The organism is Streptomyces sp. NPDC046925, assembly GCF_040644915.1.
In the GTDB taxonomy this organism is placed as follows: Bacteria; Actinomycetota; Actinomycetes; order Streptomycetales; family Streptomycetaceae; genus Streptomyces.
Genome location: NZ_JBEYWZ010000012.1, coordinates 227,474 through 245,846 on the forward strand (window position 1 = coordinate 227,474; position 18,373 = coordinate 245,846).

15 protein-coding genes are annotated in these 18,373 nt (G+C 72.3%); 12 read left to right on the top strand and 3 right to left on the bottom strand.

Features of this window, described 5'->3' with window-relative positions; translation table 11 throughout:
• Positions 1-2 precede the first annotated feature (2 nt).
• From ispG to ABZ906_RS36270, 4 genes are all read left to right on the top strand, one after another.
• Positions 3-1,160 carry a flavodoxin-dependent (E)-4-hydroxy-3-methylbut-2-enyl-diphosphate synthase gene (gene ispG, locus ABZ906_RS36255; protein ID WP_361193946.1) on the top strand — a complete coding sequence of 386 codons (1,158 nt, stop codon included), beginning with the start codon at positions 3-5 and terminating at the stop codon, positions 1,158-1,160.
• 717 nt (positions 1,161-1,877) lie between these two features.
• On the top strand, positions 1,878-2,726 hold the full coding sequence (locus ABZ906_RS36260) for a GNAT family N-acetyltransferase (RefSeq protein WP_361390089.1): 849 nt from the start codon (positions 1,878-1,880) through the stop codon (positions 2,724-2,726).
• A gap of 83 nt (positions 2,727-2,809) precedes the next feature.
• The gene (locus tag ABZ906_RS36265; RefSeq protein WP_361390091.1) at positions 2,810-3,355 is read left to right on the top strand and encodes a GNAT family N-acetyltransferase; all 546 of its coding nucleotides are present in this window, start codon (positions 2,810-2,812) and stop codon (positions 3,353-3,355) included.
• A gap of 69 nt (positions 3,356-3,424) precedes the next feature.
• On the top strand, positions 3,425-5,122 hold the full coding sequence (locus ABZ906_RS36270) for a proline--tRNA ligase (protein WP_361193938.1): 1,698 nt from the start codon (positions 3,425-3,427) through the stop codon (positions 5,120-5,122).
• A gap of 114 nt (positions 5,123-5,236) precedes the next feature.
• Here the strand turns inward: ABZ906_RS36270 and ABZ906_RS36275 are convergent, their stop codons facing one another.
• Genes ABZ906_RS36275 through ABZ906_RS36285 form a run of 3 tightly spaced genes read right to left on the bottom strand, consistent with a single transcriptional unit; the run spans position 5,237 to position 7,169 of the window.
• Positions 5,237-6,130, bottom strand: a complete 894-nt coding sequence (locus tag ABZ906_RS36275; protein WP_361193936.1) for an aminoglycoside phosphotransferase family protein — start codon at positions 6,128-6,130, stop codon at positions 5,237-5,239.
• Positions 6,131-6,165: 35 nt separating this feature from the next.
• Positions 6,166-6,633 carry a ferritin-like domain-containing protein gene (locus ABZ906_RS36280; RefSeq protein WP_361193933.1) on the bottom strand — a complete coding sequence of 156 codons (468 nt, stop codon included), beginning with the start codon at positions 6,631-6,633 and terminating at the stop codon, positions 6,166-6,168.
• Positions 6,630-7,169: a hypothetical protein gene (locus tag ABZ906_RS36285; protein WP_361390093.1), complete on the bottom strand. Its 540-nt coding sequence runs from the start codon at positions 7,167-7,169 to the stop codon at positions 6,630-6,632. The genes ABZ906_RS36280 and ABZ906_RS36285 overlap by 4 nt, the downstream gene beginning before the upstream one ends.
• Positions 7,170-7,415: 246 nt before the next feature.
• Between ABZ906_RS36285 and rimP the strand changes: the two genes are divergently transcribed.
• From rimP to ABZ906_RS36325, 8 genes are all read left to right on the top strand, one after another.
• Positions 7,416-7,913 carry a ribosome maturation factor RimP gene (rimP, locus tag ABZ906_RS36290; protein WP_361390095.1) on the top strand — a complete coding sequence of 166 codons (498 nt, stop codon included), beginning with the start codon at positions 7,416-7,418 and terminating at the stop codon, positions 7,911-7,913.
• Positions 7,914-7,915: 2 nt separating this feature from the next.
• Positions 7,916-8,914 carry a transcription termination factor NusA gene (gene nusA, locus ABZ906_RS36295; protein ID WP_361193925.1) on the top strand — a complete coding sequence of 333 codons (999 nt, stop codon included), beginning with the start codon at positions 7,916-7,918 and terminating at the stop codon, positions 8,912-8,914.
• A gap of 78 nt (positions 8,915-8,992) precedes the next feature.
• Entirely contained in the window at positions 8,993-9,283 is a 291-nt protein-coding gene (locus ABZ906_RS36300) for a DUF448 domain-containing protein (RefSeq protein ID WP_361390097.1), read from the top strand.
• A gap of 145 nt (positions 9,284-9,428) precedes the next feature.
• Positions 9,429-12,572, top strand: a complete 3,144-nt coding sequence (gene infB, locus ABZ906_RS36305; RefSeq protein ID WP_361193922.1) for a translation initiation factor IF-2 — start codon at positions 9,429-9,431, stop codon at positions 12,570-12,572.
• 138 nt (positions 12,573-12,710) lie between these two features.
• Positions 12,711-13,004 (top strand): DUF503 domain-containing protein, encoded by a 294-nt coding sequence (locus tag ABZ906_RS36310; RefSeq protein ID WP_190084823.1) that lies wholly within the window; start codon positions 12,711-12,713, stop codon positions 13,002-13,004.
• A gap of 32 nt (positions 13,005-13,036) precedes the next feature.
• Positions 13,037-13,498 carry a 30S ribosome-binding factor RbfA gene (rbfA, locus tag ABZ906_RS36315; RefSeq protein ID WP_361193919.1) on the top strand — a complete coding sequence of 154 codons (462 nt, stop codon included), beginning with the start codon at positions 13,037-13,039 and terminating at the stop codon, positions 13,496-13,498.
• Entirely contained in the window at positions 13,495-14,403 is a 909-nt protein-coding gene (truB, locus tag ABZ906_RS36320; protein ID WP_361193917.1) for a tRNA pseudouridine(55) synthase TruB, read from the top strand. Before rbfA ends, truB begins: the two co-directional genes overlap by 4 nt.
• Positions 14,404-14,670: 267 nt before the next feature.
• On the top strand, positions 14,671-18,258 hold the full coding sequence (locus ABZ906_RS36325; RefSeq protein WP_361390099.1) for a trypsin-like peptidase domain-containing protein: 3,588 nt from the start codon (positions 14,671-14,673) through the stop codon (positions 18,256-18,258).
• Positions 18,259-18,373 lie beyond the last annotated feature (115 nt).

Consider the following 18,373-nt stretch of genomic DNA (forward strand, 5'->3'; position numbering starts at 1 on the left):
AGATGACTGCCGTTTCTCTCGGAATCCCGTCCGTACCGACCAAGCTCGCCGACCGCAGGGTCAGCCGCAAGATCCAGGTCGGTACGGTCGCCGTCGGCGGGGACGCACCTGTGTCGGTGCAGTCGATGACGACGACGCGTACGTCCGACATCGGGGCGACGCTGCAGCAGATCGCGGAGCTGACCGCGTCCGGCTGCCAGATCGTGCGGGTCGCCTGTCCTACGCAGGACGACGCGGACGCCCTCGCCACGATCGCGCGCAAGTCGCAGATCCCGGTGATCGCCGACATTCACTTCCAGCCGAAGTACGTCTTCGCGGCGATCGACGCGGGCTGCGCCGCTGTCCGTGTGAACCCGGGCAACATCAAGCAGTTCGACGACAAGGTCAAGGAGATCGCGCGGGCCGCGAACGACGCGGGCACCCCGATCCGGATCGGCGTGAACGCGGGCTCGCTGGACGCGCGGCTGCTCAAGAAGTACGGCAAGGCCACCCCGGAGGCGCTGGTCGAATCCGCCCTCTGGGAGGCGTCGCTCTTCGAGGAGCACGGCTTCCGGGACATCAAGATCTCGGTCAAGCACAACGACCCGGTGGTCATGGTCAACGCCTACCGCCAGCTGGCCGCGGCCTGCGACTACCCCCTGCACCTCGGCGTGACCGAGGCCGGTCCCGCCTTCCAGGGCACGATCAAGTCGGCGGTCGCCTTCGGCGCGCTGCTCTCCGAGGGCATCGGCGACACGATCCGCGTCTCCCTCTCGGCCCCGCCGGTGGAGGAGATCAAGGTCGGCCTCCAGATCCTGGAGTCCCTCAACCTCAAGCCGCGCCGCCTGGAGATCGTCTCCTGCCCGTCCTGCGGCCGCGCCCAGGTCGACGTCTACAAGCTGGCCGAGGAGGTCACCGCGGGCCTCGACGGCATGGAGGTCCCCCTCCGCGTCGCCGTCATGGGCTGCGTCGTGAACGGCCCCGGCGAGGCCCGCGAGGCCGACCTCGGCGTCGCGTCCGGCAACGGCAAGGGCCAGATCTTCGTCAAGGGCGAGGTCATCAAGACCGTCCCCGAATCGAAGATCGTGGAGACCCTCATCGACGAGGCGATGAAGATCGCCGAACAGATGGAAAAGGACGGAATCCCGTCGGGCGAGCCGACGGTGGCGGTCGCCGGCTAGGTCGCTGCGCTCGACTTGAACGGCGCTCTCTGGGCCCCGCCACCACCCGGTGGCGGGGCCCACGCGCTGCCTGCGGGCGCCTGAGCGTGCACCTACGGACCACTCCCACCCGGAGCCCCCCGCCCCTGCGTCCGGCCGCTTCGCACACCGAGGCCTCCCGCCCGCCTGCGACCTGAACCACCACTTCGCAGCGGACGCCTCCCGCCCACTTCCGGCCCGGGCCGCCGCTTCGCGGCGGATGTCTCTCGCCCACCTCCGGCCTGGACCGCCGCTTCGCGGCGGATGTCTCCCGCCCACCCACCCGATTACCCAGGGTGCTCGGGTGGGTGGGCGGGAAAACTCCGCCGCGAAGCGGCGAAAAGGCTCCGGCCCCACCGGGCGGCAGCCGCCCGCGGCGAGCACCCCCGCCGGGCAAGGCGAGACCCACACCGCCCGCGGCGGGTACCCCCGCCGGGCAAGGCGAGTCCCCTGCCGGACAGGGCGAATACCCCGCCGGGCAAGGCGAGACCCACACCGCCCGCGGCGATGCCCCCGCCGGACAGGGCGCGCACCCCCGCCGGGCAAGGCAACGCCCCAGCCGGAGAAGGCGACGCCCCGCCGGGCACAGCGCGGCCCCCCACCAGGCGAGGTCCCGGAGGACAGAAGGCACCCCGCACAAGGCGCCCTCGCCAGGTACAGTGCGGAGATCAGCAGACTGTAATGATGAGGCCCCCGCACGTGTTGACTCAGACCACCACCAGGGTCCTTGAACCGAGTGACCTGGACGCCGCGCTCGCCGTGCTCGACCGCGAGCCGGTGGCCAACGCCTTCGTGACCTCACGGGTCCGCGTCGCGGGCCTCGACCCGTGGCGCCTCGGCGGCGAGATGTGGGGCTGGTACCAGGACGGAATGCTGGAGTCCCTCTGCTACGCGGGTGCGAACCTCGTCCCGATCTGCGCGACCCCGCGAGCGATCCGCGCCTTCGCAGACCGCGCCCGCAGGGCAGGCCGCCGCTGCTCCTCCATAGTCGGCCCCGCCGAGCCCACGGCCCAGCTCTGGCGCCTCCTCGAACCCTCCTGGGGCCCCGCCCGCGAAGTCCGCGCCCAGCAGCCCCTGATGGTCACCGACCGGCTCCCGGCGGACATCGTCCCCGATCCGTACGTCCGTCGCGTCCGCAAGGACGAGATGGAGACGATCATGCCCGCCTGCGTGGCGATGTTCACCGAGGAGGTCGGCATCTCGCCGCTCGCCGGCGACGGCGGCCTGCTCTACCAGGCCCGCGTCGCCGAACTGGTGGGCGCGGGTCGCTCGTTCGCGCGCCTCGACCGTGACGGCAAGGTCATCTTCAAGGCCGAGATCGGCGCGGCCACGGCGCAGGCCTGCCAGGTGCAGGGCGTCTGGGTGGCCCCCGAGTACCGCGGCCAGGGCTACGCGGCGCCCGGCATGGCAGCCGTCCTGCGCTACGCCCTCGCGGACGTCTCCCCGGTCGTCAGCCTCTACGTCAACGACTTCAACACCGCGGCCCGGGCGGCGTACCGGCGAGTGGGGTTCAAGGAAGTCGGGGCGTTCATGAGCGTCCTGTTCTAGCTCCCCCCTTCCAGCCCCCAGCGACCCCCGCGACCCGCACCGCGCCCCTCACCTGACCGCGTCCGCGAGTTAAAGTTCGGCGCATGACTGACGACGTCGCGATCGGGCCCCTGGACCTCGCCACGCACGTGGACGAAGCGCTGCGGGTGCAGGCCCACGCCTTCGGGCTCAGCGACGACGAGGTGTCCGTACGGCGGCAGATCGTGCTGCGGCACATCACTTACCCCGGCGCCCGCGCGCTTGGCGCCACCACCCCCGAGGGGCGGCTCGTCGGCTTCGTCTACGGCATGCCCAACGACCGCGGCCACTGGTGGTCCACGGTCGTCGAACCGTATCTGCGCGCCGGTGACCTGGACGGCTGGCTCGACGACTCCTTCGTGATCACCGAGCTCCACGTACAGCCGGGACACCAGAACCGCGGAGTCGGCCGCACCCTGATCACCACCATCACGGACGCCGTCCGCCAGCCCCGCTCGATCCTCTCCGCGATCGACACGGAGAGCCCCGCACGCGGCCTCTACCGCTCCCTGGGCTACGCGGACCTGGCCCGCAACGTTCAGTTCCCCAGCGCATCGAGGCCGTACGCGGTGATGGGTGCCCCGCTGCCGCTGAGGCGGCCCGGCGCCTAACCGATTTCCGCCCGCCCCCGGCCCCCAAGTAACCTCCTGCCCATCACCCTTTCCACGCAGGAGTTCACCATGGCCCAGGTCCAGCGCATGTCCCGATTGATGATCAAGACACTGCGCGACGACCCGGCGGACGCCGAGACGCTCAACCACAAGCTCCTCGTCCGGGCCGGCTACGTCCGCCGCACCGCCGCAGGCATCTGGTCCTGGCTGCCGCTGGGCAAGAAGGTCCTGGAGAACATCACCCACGTCGTGCGCGAGGAGATGGACGCCATCGGCGCCCAGGAAGTCCTCCTGCCCGCGCTCCTGCCCAAGGAGTCGTACGACGCCACGGGCCGGTACGACGAGTACGGCGACCTGCTGTTCCGCCTCAAGGACCGCAAGGGCGCGGACTACCTCCTCGGTCCCACGCACGAGGAGATCTTCACCCAGATCGTCAAGGACCAGTGCTCGTCCTACAAGGACCTGCCGGTGATCCTGTACCAGATCCAGACGAAGTACCGCGACGAGGCCCGTCCCCGCGCCGGTGTGCTCCGCGGCCGTGAGTTCCAGATGAAGGACTCGTACTCCTTCGACACGACCGACGAGGGCCTGGGCGAGTCCTACGACCTGCACCGCGCCGCGTACATCAAGATCTTCGAGCGCCTCGGCCTCGACCACCGCATCGTCTCCGCCGTCTCCGGCGCGATGGGCGGCTCCGCGTCCGAGGAGTTCCTGGCGCCCGCGCCGGCCGGCGAGGACACCTTCGTGGACTGCCCCGCCTGCGACTACGCGGCCAACACCGAGGCAGTCTCCTTCGTCGTCACCGAGACCGCCGACGGCTCGGCGCACGGCCCCGTCGAGGACCTGGACACCCCCGACACCCCGACCATCGAGACGCTCGCGGCCCACCTCGGCGTACCCGCGTCCGCGACCCTGAAGAACCTCCTGGTCAAGGTCGACGGCGAGATCGTCGCCGTGGGCGTCCCCGGTGACCGCGAGGTCGACCTCGGCAAGCTCGGCGAGCACCTCTCGCCCGCCGTCGTGGAGCTGGTGACGGCCGAGGACTTCGAGGGCCGCGACGATCTCGTACGCGGATACGTCGGCCCGCAGGGCCTGGAGAAGGTCCGCTACATCGCCGACCCGCGGGTGGCTGCGGGCACCGCCTGGATCACCGGCGCGAACAAGGTCAACACGCACGCGAAGAACGTCGTCGCGGGCCGTGACTTCGAGGTCGACGAGTACCTCGATGTCGTGGTCGTCGAAGAGGGCGACCCCTGCCCCAAGTGCGGCACCGGCCTGAAGCTGGACCGCGCCATCGAGATCGGCCACATCTTCCAGCTGGGCCGCAAGTTCGCCGACGCCTTCCAGCTCGACGTCCTGGGCCAGCAGGGCAAGCCGGTCCGCGTGACCATGGGCTCGTACGGCATCGGCGTCTCGCGCGCGGTGGCGGCGCTCGCCGAGCAGACGGCGGACGAGAAGGGCCTGTGCTGGCCCAAGGAGATCGCCCCCGCCGACGTCCACGTGGTGGCCGCGGGCAAGGCCCTCCAGACGGAGCTCGCCCTCGACGTCTCCGAGCAGCTGAACGCCGCGGGCGTGCGGGTCCTGGTCGACGACCGGGCAGGCGTCTCGCCCGGCGTGAAGTTCACGGACGCGGAGCTGATCGGCGTCCCGACCATCCTCGTCGCGGGCCGCCGCTCCGCCGAGGGCGTCGTCGAACTGAAGGACCGCCGCACGGGCGAGCGCGAGGAGCTGACGGTGGCGGAGGCGATCGCGCGCCTCACGGCGTAATTCCTGCGCCGGACGGGCTGGAACTTCAGCCCGTCCGGCGTTTGAGGACGAACTCGGCGAAGCCGGTGATGACGGCACGCCAAGGCGCCCCGCCAGTCCCGGCGCCCCCGCCGGCTAGAGCCACCCCGCGAACTCAAGCAGCAGCTCAGCGTCCTGCTCACGGCCGACCCGGCGCGCCCGTACGCCCGACTCCACGGCCCGGAACAGGGTCCACCCCCGCAGTCGCTCCTGATCCACGTCCAGCGACTCGGCCAGCTTCTTCACCCGGCGGCGGGTGATCGACGCCCCCGAGGGCGAGGCGATCAGGTCCTCCACCCGGTCCCGCACAAGCCGCGCCAGATCGAACGCGCACTCTCCCACCACCGGATCAGGCCCCACGGCCAGCCACGGCACCCGATCCCCCTGAAGCACCTTGCTCTGCCGGAAGGTGCCGTGCAGCAGCCGCACCTCCGCGTCACCGCCGAGCAACTCCTCCCGCGCCGCGAGCGCCGCATCGACCAGCGGTGCGACCTCCGCGTCCGCGGACGCCCGCATGGCGTCGGCCTGTCGCCCCGTCCGCTCGGCGACCGTCTCGAAGCGGTGCTCCGCGGGCGGCTCCACCCACAGCCGGCGCAGTGTGCCCGCCGCTTCGAGCAGGGCCTTGGCCTCCGGCAGCGAACGGACCGACACGTCGCGGTGCAGCCGTTCAAGGAGCAGTGCCCCGTCCGACGCGGAGGGATCGAGGAGCCGTACGGCACCGAACCCGCCCCAGTGCGCGAGTGCGGCCCGCTCGCCGGCGGGGCGCGACCTCGGCGGCACCAGCTTCAGCACCGCGGGCGTGCCGTCGGCGCACCGCACCAGGACGACGAGGCTGCTGCGCCCGCCGGGCACATGGACCCGTTCGACGGTCAACTCACGTAGAGCGGCGGCCTGTTCAGCTGCCTCGGGCAGCTTCTCCAGCCAGTCGTCGCCGTCCTGCGCCGTCTCGCCGAGAGCGGTGACGAGACGCGGAGGCGGTTGGAGAGCCATACGCGAGGTGTTCCCTTCCTGACGGTCGTGAGGGCCTACGCCTTGGGCGTCGCCGGTGCGGAGCTGTCCGCCCCGGCGGTGCGCTCGGCGAGACCAGGGAAGGCTACGCTCCCCTCGCGCCACCGCGCCGCACGGACCGCCGCCTCCCGCAGCGCCTCGGCCGCCCGCCCGCGCCGGGCGCCGGTGGAAGCGCGTACGAGGTCCGAGTAGACGCCCGCGACCCGCTCCTCGAGCTGCGTCGCGAGCCGCGCGGCCGCCGCCGAGTCCGGCACCGCGAACGGAAGGGCGTAGGCGGCGGCCGAGGGCTCGGGATCGCCGCCCAGGTCGCGCACGGCGCGCTGCAGCTCGTCGCGCCGAGCGCGATGCGCGTCGTACGCCGTGCGCGCCTCGGACCTGCGGCCCTCGCCGATGCGGGCGCCGACGACCCCGAAGCCGTACACGGCGGCGTGCTCGGCGCCGAGGGCCGCCTGTACCGCCTTCAACTCATCCTTGGAATCGCTCACTTGTCGCCCTCCGTCAGCAGATACGCGTGCGCCGCGCCCGCGGCGGCCACCGAAGCCAGCAGCCTCGCCAGCTCCGCGGGCGCGTCGAGCAGGGCGTTGCCGCGCTGCTTCGCGAGCTCCCGCTCGGCCTTGGCGAGGTCGCGCACGGCGTCCTTCTCGTCCTCGGGGACGGACGGCTTCGGCGCGGGCGACCCGGAAGCGGAGGGGGAGCCGGACGGTGAGGCCGGGGGAGCGGCACCCTCGGCGAGGACCGTCGCGTGCTGCTTCACCTCCGACCGCAGCGGGTCGAGGCGTCCGGCCAGCGAGGGATGCGCGGCGAGGACGGCGTCGTACCGTCCGAGCAGTTCCTTGCTGTCCCGGGCGGCACCGGCGCGCAGCCGTGCGGTGGCGGAAGGGCTCTCGTCCGCGTCCCCGGAACCGGAGTCCGAGCAGCCCGTGAGCAGCACGGCCCCGGCCGCCGAGGCCGCGGCCCCGGTCAGCAGACTCCTGCGGCGCGGACCCGGGCGGGTGTGCGAGGGGGTGGGATACGACGGCACGGCAGACGTCCTCGGCAGGAAGGCCAGAAAGGCAGGCAGTCAGAAGGTGGGCGGGCGAAGCCGGGCGGGAGCCCGGTGATCACCGTACCTTCGGCCGTGCCTCGTACTCGTGAGCGGCTCGAAGCCGGGCGGCCGGCGTCCGCGGAGCGGCCGGACGGCGGGCGGCAACACCCCTCCGGACCGGATACCCTTTGACCTGACACACGACGATCCCACAACAGCACACGCGGCCGAGGAGTCACCCGGATGAGCACCACCCAGAGCGAGAGGCTGCGAGAACTGCTGGAACCGCTCGTCAGCTCGAAGGAACTGGATCTCGAAGAGATCGAAGTGGCCTCGGTCGGACGCAAGCGGGTGCTGCGAGTCGTGATCGATTCCGACGACGGCGTGGACCTGGACCAGATCGCCGAGATCAGCCGCGAACTCTCCGAGAAGCTCGACGAGAGCGACGCGATGGGCGACGGGGAGTACACCCTCGAAGTCGGTTCCCCGGGCGCCGAGCGCCCGCTGACGGAGCACCGCCACTACCTGCGTGCCGTCGGCCGCCTGGTGAAGTTCCAGCTGACGGAGGGCGGCGAGCTGATCGCCCGCATCCTCGAGGTGGACGACGAAGGCGTGGATCTGGAAGTACCGGGCGTGAAGGGGCGCAAGCCCACCGCCCGCAGGCTCGCCTTCGACGAGATCGCCAAGGCGCGCGTCGAGGTCGAGTTCAACCGCAAGGACAAGAAGGAAGAGGAGGCGTAGCCGTGGACATCGACATGAGTGCCCTGCGGGGTCTGGTCCGGGAGAAGGAGATCTCCTTCGACCTGCTGGTCGAGGCGATCGAGTCGGCCCTCCTCATCGCCTACCACCGCACCGACGGCAGCTTCCGTCGCGCCCGCGTGAAGCTGGACCGCGACAGCGGCCACGTCACGGTGTGGGCGACGGAGGACCCGGCGGACCTCGAGGAGGGCCAGGAGCCCAAGGAGTTCGACGACACCCCGTCCGACTTCGGCCGCATCGCCGCGACGACCGCCAAGCAGGTCATCCTGCAGCGCCTGCGCGACGCTCAGGACGACGCGACCCTCGGCGAGTACGCGGGCCGCGAGGGCGACATCGTCACCGGCGTCGTCCAGCAGGGCCGCGACCCGAAGAACGTGCTCGTCGACATCGGCAAGCTCGAGGCCATCCTGCCGGTGCAGGAGCAGGTGCCCGGCGAGGAGTACGGCCACGGTCTGCGCCTTCGTTCGTACGTCGTCCGGGTGGCGAAGGGTGTCCGCGGCCCCTCGGTCACGCTCTCGCGCACGCACCCCAACCTCGTCAAGAAGCTCTTCGCACTTGAGGTGCCGGAGATCGCCGACGGGTCGGTCGAGATCTCGGCCATCGCCCGCGAGGCCGGTCACCGCACCAAGATCGCGGTGCGCTCGACCCGCTCGGGCCTCAACGCCAAGGGTGCCTGCATCGGCCCGATGGGCCAGCGCGTGCGCAACGTCATGGCCGAGCTCAACGGCGAGAAGATCGACATCGTGGACTGGTCGGACGACCCGGCCGAGATGGTCGCCCACGCCCTCTCCCCGGCGCGGGTCAGCAAGGTGGAGATCGTCGACCTCGCGGCCCGGTCCGCGCGGGTGACGGTGCCGGACTACCAGCTGTCACTCGCCATCGGCAAGGAGGGGCAGAACGCCCGTCTCGCCGCACGGCTCACGGGCTGGCGCATCGACATCCGCCCGGACACCGAGCAGCCGCAGGACTCCTCCGAGTCCTGATCGGGTCCTGATCAAGACAACAGCCGTTCGATTTTTGCCCCAAAGGGGTGAGGTCGGTGCGGGGAGGTAGACTTAATCGTGTCTGGCCGGACGCAAGCCCGCGCATGCCCTGAACGCACCTGTGTGGGGTGCCGGGAGCGAGCGGCCAAGAGCGATCTGCTGCGCATCGTGGCGAAAGAGGGCGCTTGTGCCCCCGATCCAAGCGGTACGCTGCCCGGCCGGGGTGCGTATATCCACCCCGTCCCGGTCTGTCTCGACCTGGCGGTCCGACGCAGAGCGTTCCCGAGGGCCTTCCGGGCCCCGGGCCCGCTCGACACGGCGGACTTGCGCCGAGCCGTCGAGGCAGTTGCCCAGCAGGCAACACCGTAAGGAAGGTCGCGCGGAACCCCGCGCGGCCCTGGTATTCCGCGAGTTGGAAGTAGGTCGAGATTGCGATGAGCACTCGATGAGCACGCGATGAGTACGCCCATGAAGTAGCGACGGTCCGGCGTAACCCGGACCTAAAAGGAGCGAAGTGGCTAAGGTCCGGGTATACGAGCTCGCCAAGGAGTTCGGCGTAGAGAGCAAGGTCGTCATGGCCAAGCTCCAAGAACTCGGTGAATTCGTACGTTCGGCGTCCTCGACGATCGAGGCGCCCGTTGTACGCAAACTGACTGACGCATTGAACCAGGGCGGTGGCAACGGCAAGGCCGCCGCCAAGCCCGGGGCGCCGCGCAAGCAGGCCGCCCCCAAGCCGGCGTCCCCGTCGGCACCCTCTCCCGCGCAGGCCGCCCGTCCGGGTCCGGCCGCGCCCAAGCCCGCGCCGGCGAAGCCCGCCGCCGCGGCCGACAAGCCCGCGGCCTCGCCGGCCACGCCCGGCCCGCGTCCGGGCCCGAAGCCGCCGACGCCCAAGCCGGCCCCGGCAGCTCCGGCCGCGCCCGCCGCGCCGGTCACCCCGGCTCCGGCCGCACCGGAGTTCACCGCTCCGCCGGCCGCCCCGGCTGCCTCCTCGGCACCGGCAGGCCCGCGTCCGGGCGCTCGCCCGGGTGCCCCGAAGCCCGGTGCCCGTCCGGCCCCCGGCCAGGGTGGTCAGGGTCAGGGTCAGGGCGGTCGCGGTGACCGCGGCGACAACCGTCAGGGCGGCGCCCCGCGTCCCGGCGGCCAGGGCGGCGCTCCGCGCCCCGGTGGCCGTCCGGCAGGGCCGCGCCCCGGCAACAACCCCTTCACCTCTGGTGGCTCCACCGGCATGGCGCGCCCGCAGGCGCCCCGTCCGGGCGGCGCCCCGCGTCCCGGCGGCCAGGGTGGCCCCGGCGGTCCCGGCGGCGCCCCGCGCCCGCAGGGCCAGGGCGGCCAGGGTGCTCCCCGTCCGCAGGGCCAGGGCGGCGCTCGCCCCACGCCCGGCGGCATGCCCCGCCCGCAGGGAGGTGCCCCGCGTCCCGGCGGCGCCCCCGGTGGCGGCGGTAACCGTCCGAACCCGGGCATGATGCCGCAGCGTCCCGCCGCGGGCCCGCGTCCCGGTGGTGGCCCCGGCGGTGGCCGTGGTCCCGGCGGTGGCGGTCGTCCCGGCGGTGCCGGTGGCGGCGGTCGTCCCGGTGGCGGCGGCTTCGCGGGCCGTCCCGGCGGCGGTGGCGGCGGCTTCGCCGGTCGTCCCGGTGGTCCCGGTGGCGGTGGCGGCGGCTTCGCCGGTCGTCCCGGTGGCGGCGGTCGTCCCGGCTTCGGCGGTCGTCCCGGCGGTCCCGGTGCCCGTGGTGGCACGCAGGGTGCCTTCGGCCGTCCCGGCGGGCCCGCCCGTCGCGGTCGCAAGTCGAAGCGGCAGAGGCGCCAGGAGTACGAGTCGATGCAGGCTCCGTCGGTCGGCGGCGTCATGCTGCCGAGGGGCAACGGCCAGGCGGTCCGCCTGTCCCGTGGTGCCTCGCTGACCGACTTCGCCGAGAAGATCAACGCCAACCCGGCGTCGCTCGTCGGCGTGATGATGAACCTCGGCGAGATGGTCACGGCCACGCAGTCCGTGCCGGACGAGACGCTGAAGCTGCTCGCGGACGAGATGAACTTCGTCCTCGAGATCGTCAGCCCCGAGGAGGAGGACCGCGAGCTGCTCGAGTCCTTCGACATCGAGTTCGGCGAGGACGAGGGCGGCGAGGAAGCGCTCATGGCGCGTCCGCCGGTCGTCACCGTCATGGGTCACGTCGACCACGGAAAGACCCGCCTCCTGGACGCGATCCGCAAGACGAACGTCATCGCGGGCGAGGCCGGCGGCATCACGCAGCACATCGGTGCGTACCAGGTCTCCGCCGAGGTCAACGACGAAGACCGCAAGATCACCTTCATCGACACCCCCGGTCACGAGGCGTTCACCGCCATGCGTGCCCGTGGTGCGAAGTCCACCGACATCGCGATCCTCGTGGTCGCGGCCAACGACGGTGTGATGCCGCAGACGATCGAGGCGCTGAACCACGCCAAGGCGGCCGACGTGCCGATCGTGGTCGCGGTCAACAAGATCGACGTCGAGGGTGCCGACCCGACCAAGGTGCGCGGTCAGCTCACCGAGTTCGGTCTGGTCGCCGAGGAGTACGGCGGCGACACGATGTTCGTCGACATCTCCGCCAAGCAGGGCCAGAACATCGAGGCCCTCCTGGAGGCCGTGGTCCTGACCGCGGACGCCTCGCTCGACCTGCGGGCCAACCCGGAGCAGGACGCGCAGGGTATTGCGATCGAGTCCCACCTGGACAAGGGCCGCGGCGCCGTCGCGACCGTCCTGGTCCAGCGCGGTACCCTCCGCGTCGGTGACACGATGGTCGTCGGCGACGCGTACGGCCGAGTCCGCGCGATGCTCGACGACAAGGGCGAGAACGTGAGCGAGGCGGGTCCCTCGACCCCGGTCCTCGTCCTCGGTCTCACCAACGTGCCGGGCGCCGGCGACAACTTCCTGGTCGTCGACGAGGACCGTACGGCCCGTCAGATCGCCGAGAAGCGTGCCGCCCGTGAGCGCAACGTCCGCTTCGCCCGCAAGGGTGTGCGGTTCTCCCTGGAGAACCTGGACGAGGCCCTCAAGGCCGGTCTGGTGCAGGAACTCAACCTCATCATCAAGGGCGACGCGTCCGGTTCGGTGGAGGCTCTCGAGTCCTCGCTGCTCCAGCTCGACGTCGGCGAAGAGGTCGACATCCGCGTCCTGCACCGCGGCGTGGGTGCGGTCACCGAGTCGGACATCGACCTGGCGACCGGCTCCGACGCGATCGTGATCGGCTTCAACGTCCGTGCGGCCGGTCGTGCCGCGCAGATGGCCGACCGCGAAGGCGTGGACGTCCGGTACTACTCGGTCATCTACCAGGCGATCGAAGAGATCGAAGCGGCCCTCAAGGGCATGCTCAAGCCGGAGTACGAAGAGGTCGAGCTCGGCACGGCGGAGATCCGCGAGATCTTCCGCTCGTCCAAGCTGGGCAACATCGCCGGTGTTCTTGTCCGGTCGGGCGAGGTCAAGCGCAACACCAAGGCGCGCCTCATCCGCGACGGCAAGGTCATCGCGGAGAGCCTCAACATCTCCGGTCTGCGCCGCTTCAAGGACGACGTCACCGAGATCCGCGAAGGGTTCGAGGGCGGTATCAACCTCGGCAACTTCAACGACATCAAGATCGACGACGTCATCGCGACGTACGAGATGCGCGAGAAGCCGCGAGGCTGATCACCGCAGCTCATGTCGGGGCCGGTCGAGGGGAGATAATCCCGTCGATCGGCCCCGGCCGTTCCGTGTACGGTTCTTGTGTCCCTGCCAAGTGGTTGGCGGGGCGCGACCCCGAACCGGCGGGACATCCGGACACACATGTATGTGGGGACTCTGTCCTTCGATCTGCTCCTCGGCGACGTTCGCTCGCTGAAGGAGAAACGCTCCGTCGTCCGCCCGATCGTCGCCGAACTCATCCGCAAGTACGCGGTGAGCGCGGCGGAGACGGGGAACCAGGACCTCCATCGCAGGGCCGAGATCGGCCTGGCGCTGGTCTCCGGGGAGACGGGGCACCTCACCGACGTACTGGACCGGTGCGAGCGCATGGTCGCCGCCCGTCCCGAGGTGGAGCTGCTCTCCGTTCGACGCAGGCTCCACGGCGACGAAGACTGATTGCACAGCAAGGCGAAGAAGGAGACGGAGCAGTGGCCGACAACGCGCGGGCGAAAAGGCTGGCGGACCTCATCCGAGAGGTGGTTGCCCAGAAGCTGCAGCGCGGGATCAAGGACCCGCGGCTCGGTACGCATGTGACCATCACGGACACCCGGGTCACGGGTGACCTGCGGGAGGCGACCGTCTTCTACACGGTCTACGGGGACGACGAGGACCGCGCGTCGGCCGCCGCCGGCCTGGAGAGCGCCAAGGGCGTCCTCCGTTCGGCGGTCGGTGCGGCGGCGGGCGTGAAGTTCACCCCGAGCCTCACCTTCGTGGCGGACGCGCTGCCGGACAACGCACGGGCCATCGAGGACCTCCTCGACAAGGCCCGCATCTCGGACGAGAAGGTGCGCGAGGTGTCCGCGGGCGCCGAGTTCGCCGGCGGGGCCGACCCGTACCGCAAGCCCGAGGACGAGTCCGACGACGAAACGGACGGCGACGCCCGCGCATGAGCAACACCGGCAACAAGACGCCGGACGGCCTTGTCATCGTCGACAAGCCGTCCGGCTTCACTTCGCATGACGTGGTGGCCAAGATGCGCGGGATCGCCAAGACCCGCCGCGTCGGCCACGCGGGCACCCTGGACCCCATGGCGACGGGCGTTCTCGTCCTCGGGGTCGAGCGGGCGACCAAACTCCTCGGCCACCTCGCGCTGACGGAGAAGGAGTACCTCGGCACGATCCGGCTCGGCCAGAACACGGTCACGGACGACGCCGAGGGAGAGCTCACCTCGTCCGCCGACGCCTCGGGCATCAAGCGCGATGCCATCGACGCGGGCATCGCCAAGCTCTCCGGCGACATCATGCAGGTGCCGTCGAAGGTCAGCGCCATCAAGATCGACGGCAAGCGGTCGTACACCAGGGCGCGCGAGGGCGAGGACTTCGAGATCCCCGCCCGCCCGGTGAAGATCTCCGCCTTCACGGTGTACGACGTCAGGGACGCCGTCGCCGAGGACGGCACCCCCGTACTCGACCTGGTCGTGTCGGTGGTCTGCTCGTCGGGGACGTACATCCGCGCCCTCGCCCGCGACCTCGGCGCGGATCTCGGGGTCGGCGGCCATCTGACGGCGCTGCGGCGCACGCGCGTCGGGCCGTACAAGCTGGACTCCGCCAAGACCATCGACCAGCTCCAGGAGGAGCTGACGGTGATGCCGGTGGCCGACGCGGCCGCCGCCGCGTTCCCGCGCTGGGACGTGGACGAGAAGCGGGCGCGGCTGCTGCTCAACGGCGTACGGATCGAGATGCCGGGGGAGTACGCGGGAGTCGGCGCCGTCGCCGTCTTCGACCCGGAGGGCCGGTTCCTGGTCCTGGCCGAGGAGCTGAAGGGCAAGGCCAAGAGCCTGGCCGTCTTCGCCTGAGAGTCTCTTCTCCGGGGAGCCCGAGGCATCCCGTTCGCGGGTCTTCGCCGTGGAGCGGCGGACAGCTGTGCGTGTGGCAGCGCGCCGCTCCACGGCGACTCCCCCCACCTCATGTTGTATCCATCGCGCCCTGCCGATTCACCCCATCAGGTGGGCGCTCGGAGTGAAATGAGGGAGCGGAAGGGGGCGCGTTCGTGACGCGTTCTGTCCTGCTGATCACCGCCGACCTACGGTCAGTAGAACGGGGCGTTCGCGGGAGGTTCGGGCATGGCGGGACAAAGTGACCCGACGGCGCTCGACCGTGCCCTGGTGCGGATCTGCGATCTCGCCGGGCGCCCGCGCGGGATGGGATTCGCCGCCGACGACCACGGCACGGTGATCACCAGCCATGAAGCCGTCGACGGTCTCGCGCGGCTCGTGCTGCACGCGGCGGGGGAGCGCGTCTGCGTGGCGAGCGCCGACGCCGTGGTGGCCCTCCCCGAAGCCGACCTGGCCCTCGTCCGCACGGAGGGGCTCGGCCTGCGCCCGCTGCCCGTCACGGTCCGCGACGCCGTCCCCGTCGGCACCTACGTACACCTCGTCGCGCGCGGCAGGCGTGAGGCGCGGGTCCTCGGCCCGGCGCCGGTGACGTACACCGCGACGGACCGTTTCCATCTGATCGACGGCGCCATGGAGCTGGCGATCGGCACGGACGGCGCCGATGCGCTGCGGCTCGGGGGCGGGGCCGCGGGCGGTCCGGTCGTCGACGTCTCGTCCGGCGCGGTGCTCGCCGTCCTCGGGACCGCGCTGCACGGCGAGCACAGTGCGGCCGGGTTCGCCGTGCCGCTGCGGGAGGCTGCCGCCGCCGATCCGGGAGGGCCGCTCGCCGAGCTCCTTGCCCGCAACGGAGCGACCGTTCCCGCGTACGGCCGCGATCTGAACCTGGCGGGTGCGCTGCACCTGGCGGCGACCTCGGTGGGCTCCGACGGACCGCGGCCCGCCCTCCTCGAACCGGTCGAACGCCCCGACACCACAAGGGAGTTGACCGCATTCACCGCTGGACCCGCACAGGTGCTCGGTCTCGTCGGCGACCCCGGCACGGGCCGTACGACGGAACTCACCGCCCTGGCCGCCTGCCGCGCGCGGGGCACCGAACCGGCCCCCACGCTGTGGCTGCGCGGCGCCGACCTCCAGGGCGGGGACACGGGAGTGGGCGACGCCGTGGAGCGGGCCCTTGAGCGGGCCGGGCGGATCCTGGAGGCCGCGGACGGGTCGCTCGCCGAAGCGGAGGACGGCCTCGGGGACATCTCCGCGGGGCGGGTCGCGCGGCTCGTGCGGGACGAGGGGCGGGCGTTGTTGCTGCTGCTCGACGGGCCCGAGGAGATGCCGCCGGTCCTGGCCCACCGGCTCGCGGAGTGGAGCGCGGGCACGGCCGATTGGCTGCGGGAGACGGGCGCGCGGCTCGTGGTGGGCTGCCGGGCCGAGTACTGGGAGCAGGCCGGGGCGTACTTTCCCGCGGCGCTCTCGGCGGGATGCGTGCAGCTGGGGGATCTGCCCGAGCGGCAGGCGCGGACCGCCCGCGCGCGGTACGGCATCCCGGACGGAGCGCTCGCCGCGGCCGACGCGCGGCATCCCCTCGCCCTGCGGCTGCTCGCCGAGGTGCGGGCGGCCCTGCCGGACGAGCCGCCGCCGGGGCGCCCGGACCGCGAGGAGATCTTCGAGGCCTACCTCGACGTGCTGTGCCTGCGGGTGGCGGTGCGGCTCGCGGCGGCGAGCGGACTCCGGGGCACGGCCGTACGGCGCCTCGCGGCGAAGGTGTCCGGGCAGGTGCACGAGGCCGCCCGGCGGTCGCTGGGGCCGGGGCAGGGGGAGCTCGACCGGGCGGCGTTCGAGGACGTGTTCCCGTGGGGGTCGGGGTGGGCGTCCGCGGTCCTCACGGAGGGGCTGCTCGTCCCTGCCGGGGACGGGTACCGCTTCGCGCACGAGGAGCTCGCCGACTGGATCCAGGGGATGCATCTGGATGTGGAGGGGGCGCTGTGGTCCCTCGTGCACCGGCACCGTGCGGCGGTGCCGGGGGAGGCGTCCCTGCCGGTGCCCCGGCACCGGATCGGCCCCGTGATCCAGGCCCTGCTGTTCCTGGGGCGCCAGCGGGGGCCCGCGGAACTGGAAGCGCGGCTTCGGGACTTGGCGGAGTTCACGGCGTCTTCCCCGGCGCCCGGCACATCGACCCCCGTCGGCGGCGACGGCCAAGTCGCCCGCGTCGTGAGCGCGCGTCCCGCAGGGCGATGGGGGCCTCCCCTGCTGGAGCGGAGCCGGGAGCTCGGGGAAGGGCGGGCACAACCCCTGGCGCCGGGTGCCGACGAACCGGGGAGCGCGGGCAGCGCTCCGGCGCCGTCGGACGCCGACGGGACGGGGGACACGGGCCACGATCCCGCACCGCCCGGGGCAGAGGGCGATGCCCGGTGGTGGGCCGACCACCTGGTCAGGGAGACCCTCTTGCGGGTGGGGGACGCCCGCCCCTACCTCGGGCTGCTCGGCGAACTGGCCAAGGAGCGCGGCTACCCCGCCGAGTTCTGGCTCGCCCTGCCCCTCACCGACACCGACCGCTTCGACCTCCTGCGCACGGCAGTGATCCACGACCCCCCGCCCGGCCCCCCGCCAGGCCCTCCGCAGGGCCGCTGCCTCGACGCGGTGGCGGAGCTCCTGGCACGGAACCCCGCCGAAGTCCAGCCACAGCTGACCCGGTGGTTCAGCGACGAACGCCCCCTGAAAGCCACCCCCGACGCCACCGTCGCATCGGCGGCGCAGGCACTCCTGCACACCCACCGCCACCGAGGCATCGACGCCCTCATCGAGATCCTGGTCGACTGCGCGCACCCCCGCGCCGACGAACTGCTCGCCGCCCTCGCGGAGGAGGAACCCTCCGCCGTCTGCCGCGCGGTGGACCGCTGGGTCCACGACGAACGCCCCGCACGCCATGTCGCCGCCGTCGCCTACGGCCTGCGCGCCGCCCCGCACGCCGCCACGGACGCCGACCGCAGGCTCCTGCGGTACACGGCCTTCGCGCTGCTCGCCCGCACCTCGGACGACACCCTGCACGGCGCCGCCCTCGCCCTCCTCGTACAGGACCCGCAGACCCGCGCCCGTCATCTGCCGCCCGCCCTCAAGCGCTTCACCGCCGGCGACCCGCAGCTCCCCGCGAGCGCACTGATCGCTGCCCTGGACACCCACCCGGAGCAGGTGCTCGCAGCCTTCCGGACCCGGCTGTACGGGCCGGGCCCCGCACCGGGAGACGTACTGCGGAGCCTGGCCGACGTGACGGACCCCCTGCTCGCCCGGCGGATCGCCGATCTCGTACGCGACGTGCTCGAGCTGCGCCCCGACCTGGCGGGGCACGTGGCCGCCTACCTAGACCTGCGGTTCGAGCAGGGGCCCGGCGCCCGCGCCGTTCTCCTGCCGCTGGTCACCGGCCTGCTGCGGCACCGCCCGCCCCCGGTGCGGGCCGCCCTCGCCGGGGTCGTCGCCGCCCCCGGCACCCCCGCCTCGCGCACCCTGCGGACCGAGCTCCTGGACGTACTGCTCGACCGGGAGCGGGAGCCCGAAGTCCTGGACGCCGTGCTCTGCGCCGTGGCGGGCGGCGACGACGTGGAACGGGTCCGCGACCTCGTGCACCGCACCGGCGTCCTGCTCGTCCGCACCCCGGAGGGCGCAACGTGCTTCGACCGGCGTCTGGTCGAGCTCGCCCGTTCCGTGCCGGGCTTCTCCGCCCTGGTCGCCCGGTGGATGTGCGCGGACCCGCAGGACTGGTCGGCCCTGGTCGGTCCCAGCTCCCGCCGCATGATCGAGAACCTCGCCGGAGCGCGTGTCCCCGCGTGACCCCCGCCACCCCCTCCGATGCGATCCCGACCGCGCGGGCATGGCAGTCTTAGACCTGCGCAATCGGCAATGGGACGTACCCAGACGTACACAGGTTCGGCGAGGAGCAAAGACA

Bases quoted from the DNA above. Each gene is read 5' to 3' on its own strand.
- ispG (WP_361193946.1), top strand. From the start codon at position 3: ATGACTGCCGTTTCTCTCGGAATCCCGTCCGTACCGACCAAGCTCGCC.
- ABZ906_RS36265 (WP_361390091.1), top strand. From the start codon at position 2,810: ATGACTGACGACGTCGCGATCGGGCCCCTGGACCTCGCCACGCACGTG.
- ABZ906_RS36270 (WP_361193938.1), top strand. From the start codon at position 3,425: ATGGCCCAGGTCCAGCGCATGTCCCGATTGATGATCAAGACACTGCGC.
- ABZ906_RS36275 (WP_361193936.1), bottom strand. From the start codon at position 6,130: ATGGCTCTCCAACCGCCTCCGCGTCTCGTCACCGCTCTCGGCGAGACG.
- rimP (WP_361390095.1), top strand. From the start codon at position 7,416: ATGAGCACCACCCAGAGCGAGAGGCTGCGAGAACTGCTGGAACCGCTC.
- ABZ906_RS36310 (WP_190084823.1), top strand. From the start codon at position 12,711: ATGTATGTGGGGACTCTGTCCTTCGATCTGCTCCTCGGCGACGTTCGC.
- truB (WP_361193917.1), top strand. From the start codon at position 13,495: ATGAGCAACACCGGCAACAAGACGCCGGACGGCCTTGTCATCGTCGAC.
- ABZ906_RS36325 (WP_361390099.1), top strand. From the start codon at position 14,671: ATGGCGGGACAAAGTGACCCGACGGCGCTCGACCGTGCCCTGGTGCGG.